This is a genomic window from Thioalkalivibrio denitrificans (genome assembly GCF_002000365.1).
GTDB classification, from domain to species: domain Bacteria; phylum Pseudomonadota; class Gammaproteobacteria; order Ectothiorhodospirales; family Ectothiorhodospiraceae; genus Thioalkalivibrio_A; species Thioalkalivibrio_A denitrificans.
This window is the reverse complement of record NZ_MVBK01000145.1, coordinates 1-3,375: the sequence shown is the minus strand read 5'-3', so window position 1 is coordinate 3,375 and position 3,375 is coordinate 1. Positions and strand designations below refer to the sequence as shown.

The window sequence follows — 3,375 nt, the reverse complement described above, 5'->3', positions numbered from 1 at the left end:
CGGGACTCTCGCGAAGCCGCCAGGCACGCAAAGAATGATCATTTGTTCTCTCAAATGTCTTCTTGGCGCGCTTCGCGGCTTCGCGAGAGTCCCGGCCTTTTGTCACCGAAGCCATCGAACGTGAAATCGGGCAGGCAGCCTTGATCCACGCCCGGGATCTCAACAGCCCAAAACGCTTTTCTTCGTGCCCTTCGTGTGCTTCGTGGTTGGAGCCCTCACGCCGCCTTGCTGATGCGGCGTTCCTGCTGGGTGGTCAGGCGCTGCATCATGCGCAGGTCCCGTGTGCTCAGCTTCAGCGCGGCGTCCACCCACACCTCCGTGATGCCCAGCAGTTCCTCCCGGGTCACCGGGTTGCTCAGCGCCCTGGCCCGACGCAGGGCGCGGTAGCCGTTGCGCGCCTTGTTTTCCCGGGCCACATACGCGTAGACGGCCATCTCGCCCTCGCCGTCCTCGGCCAGCACGTCCACCACGCCCATCTCGTGCAGCGCCTCGGCGGTGTAGACCTGACCCGAAAGGATCAAACGTTCTGCCTGCGTCGGGCCGAGGCGTCGCGACAACAGGCTGTAGGCCCCCATGCCCGGGAACAGGTTGAACAGGATCTCGGGCAGGCCCAGGCGGGCGCTGCGCTCGGCCACCAGCACGTGGGCTGACAGGGCGCCCTCGAAGCCGCCGCCCAGGGCATCGCCCTGCACCAGGGAGATGGTGGTGATATCCCGGCCGTCGATACCGCTGAGATTGGTCCAGAGCATGTCGATGCAGGCATGGGCGTAGCGGCGCAGCCCGTCGCGGTCACCGGCTTCCACCAGCGCACGGAACAGGGCCAGGTCGCCGCCCAGGTTGAATATGCCCGGCACCTTGGAGGCCAGCACCATGTAGTCGATGCCCCCATCCTCCGGGGCGTCCAGACGGTGGGCCATGTCGTCGCGGAAGCTGGCCAGCTCCGAGAGCAGTTGCGGGCTGAAGCAGGGTCGCGGCGTGGCGTGCATGTAGTACCACATGATGCGGTAACGCGTGTCGTGCCAGGTGGAGAGGTTGGGCTCATCGTGACCCTGCGTGTGACCAGGGGTCTGAATCTGCGGCAGGTGGCTCATGGCGTGCTCCTTGGGGGAAGGTGTCCCGAAAGTGTGATGGACTACACGTCGATGGTAGGTAGTCCCGGAGCCGTCCATGGGTGCCCGGTTCACATTCCCGCTGCCCGGTGAGGTAAATGGCGCGGATTCATGACAATCGGCACCAAAAGACGGACAAGCGGCGGACCCTTTGCCGTCGATACCCCGAAAAGTGCCGTTCAGCCCACCCAGTGGCGTGGCAGTCCGGCCGCTTCGGCGATACGGGTCTCCAGCTGCAGCCGGGCCTGTGTGCCGTCATTGCCGAGGATGAGGGTCTCCAGCCAGCCGTCCAGGGCGGCCAGACGCAGCAGCACCGGCCACGCCCCCCGTTCGATGGGCCTGAGGGGACGCAGGCGGTGATAGGCGTTGAGGAGCGCCGCGCTCAAAGTCCGGTCCAGGCGCCCATCGGATCCGATGCAGCAGTCGTTGACCGCCACGGCCACGTCCACGAGCAGGGCACAGCGACTGGCGTGACCGAAACCGGTCAGGCCGACCCGGCCGGTCTCGTCGATCACCAGGCGCCGGCGGTTGGGAGCCCCGTGGATGGTCCCCTGGGGGAGGTCCGTGTGCCGGTAGAGTCCCTGAAAACGGATCTCCTCGTGCAGCAGGGTCCGTGCCTCCGGTGTCAGGTCGGGGGCCAGGGCGTCGGTGCTCTGACGGCGCCAGCGATGATCGCGGTGGGGAGGGCGGGACTGCGTGAACTCGAGCCCGGCGAGGTGAATGCGGCCCAGCAGGTCGCCCACCCGCGCGCATGCGTCTGGTTCGAGGCGTTGCGGATGCTGCCCTTCGGGCCAGCGGACCAGTGCGCCCGGATACTCACCCAGGGACCGGATCCAGCGCCCGTCGTGGCCCCGCACCACGGTGGGGACAGGCAGCCCATGGCCGGCAAGGTGCTCCAGCAGCGCTTCCAGGAACGGGTCGGTCATGCCCGGCCCGACCAGCCAGAATCGCCCGGCGTCGGTGATCAGCCGGCCGCGCCGACCACGTCGGCCCGGCTGGAAGTCACGCAGTTCGCCCAGGGCATAGTGGCGCAGGAACGCCACGAGTTCCTCCCGGGTGGGCAGAGGGTTGCAGGCGGGGTGTAAGGGGGTGGACGAGGACGCGGCACTCACCAGCGAAAGATGGTCCAGGCCGGAATCATGATACGCGGGTCCAGTTCATGGGAACGGGTGTCCAGGTCGCCGTCCCCGGAGGTATCGATCAGATAGTAAGGCGGGCCCGTGCGCGGGGTGATGCGCACCATGTAGAGCTGGCCGTGCAGGCGGTATTCCTCGATGATCTCGTCGTCGCGCCGGATGATTACCACCTGGGGCTCCATAATCTCCCGGGTGACCGCCGGACCTTCGTCCAGCAGCGGCGGCGGGGGCGGTACGTCATCGGCGACGGCAAGGGCGGGCAGGAGCAGCAGGGCGGCAAGGGGGAGGTGTTTCACGGTCACAGCTCCATCAGCTTTTCTTTCTCTTCCGGCGAGGGTTCGAAACCCCGTGCCTCGTAATAGTCAAAGATGGCGTCCACCGCCGCCTTGGGCTCGTCCACGAGCGTGTAGAGCTTGAGGTCCGATTCATCGATGGCACCCTCTGCCACCAGAGTATGCTTGAACCAGTCCAGCAGCCCCTTCCAGAAGGCGCTATGCACCAGGATGATGGGGATACGCCGGGTCTTGCCGGTCTGCACCAGGGTGAGGATCTCGGCCAACTCGTCCAGGGTGCCGAACCCGCCCGGGAGCACCACGTAGGCGGAGGCGTACTTCACGAACATGACCTTGCGGGAGAAAAAGTGCCGGAACCCCAGAGAGACGTCCTGGTACTTGTTGGCTACCTGCTCGTGGGGCAGTGCGATATTCAGCCCGATGCTCGGCGACTTGCCGCCGAAGGCTCCCTTGTTGGCCGCCTCCATGATCCCCGGACCGCCCCCGCTGACCACCGCGAAGCCTGCGTCCGACAGCTCCCGGGCGATGTCCTCGCCCAGCTTGTAGATGGGGTTGCCCGGCTGGATGCGCGCCGAGCCGAAGATGCTCACCGAGGGCTTGATGCGCGCCAGGCGCTCGAAGCCTTCCACGAACTCCGCCATGATCTGGAAGATCTTCCAGCTTTCGCGGGTCAGCGCGGAGTCGTCGATGGGCTGCAGCCCGGGGTGTTCGGCGCGGGAGGAGGGATTCATGGGTCGGATGACTCGAACAGATGGATTCCTAGCTTATCCGTAAACTCCGGTCCGGTAAAACGCCGGATCAGGTAGTCCACGCGGAGGCCGCAGAGGCGCGGAGAAC

4 protein-coding genes are annotated in these 3,375 nt (G+C 66.2%); all 4 read right to left on the bottom strand.

Annotated elements, in window-relative coordinates:
• Nucleotides 1–215: 215 nt before the first annotated feature.
• Nucleotides 216–1,091: a crotonase/enoyl-CoA hydratase family protein gene (locus B1C78_RS16905; RefSeq protein ID WP_077280322.1), complete on the bottom strand. Its 876-nt coding sequence runs from the start codon at nt 1,089–1,091 to the stop codon at nt 216–218.
• A 197-nt stretch (nt 1,092–1,288) separates the two neighbouring features.
• Entirely contained in the window at nt 1,289–2,152 is an 864-nt protein-coding gene (locus B1C78_RS16900; protein WP_245795482.1) for a homoserine kinase, read from the bottom strand.
• 65 nt (nt 2,153–2,217) lie between these two features.
• Entirely contained in the window at nt 2,218–2,541 is a 324-nt protein-coding gene (locus B1C78_RS16895) for a DUF2782 domain-containing protein (protein ID WP_077280323.1), read from the bottom strand.
• Between the two features lie 2 nt (nt 2,542–2,543).
• Nucleotides 2,544–3,269 carry an LOG family protein gene (locus B1C78_RS16890; RefSeq protein ID WP_077280320.1) on the bottom strand — a complete coding sequence of 242 codons (726 nt, stop codon included), beginning with the start codon at nt 3,267–3,269 and terminating at the stop codon, nt 2,544–2,546.
• Nucleotides 3,270–3,375 lie beyond the last annotated feature (106 nt).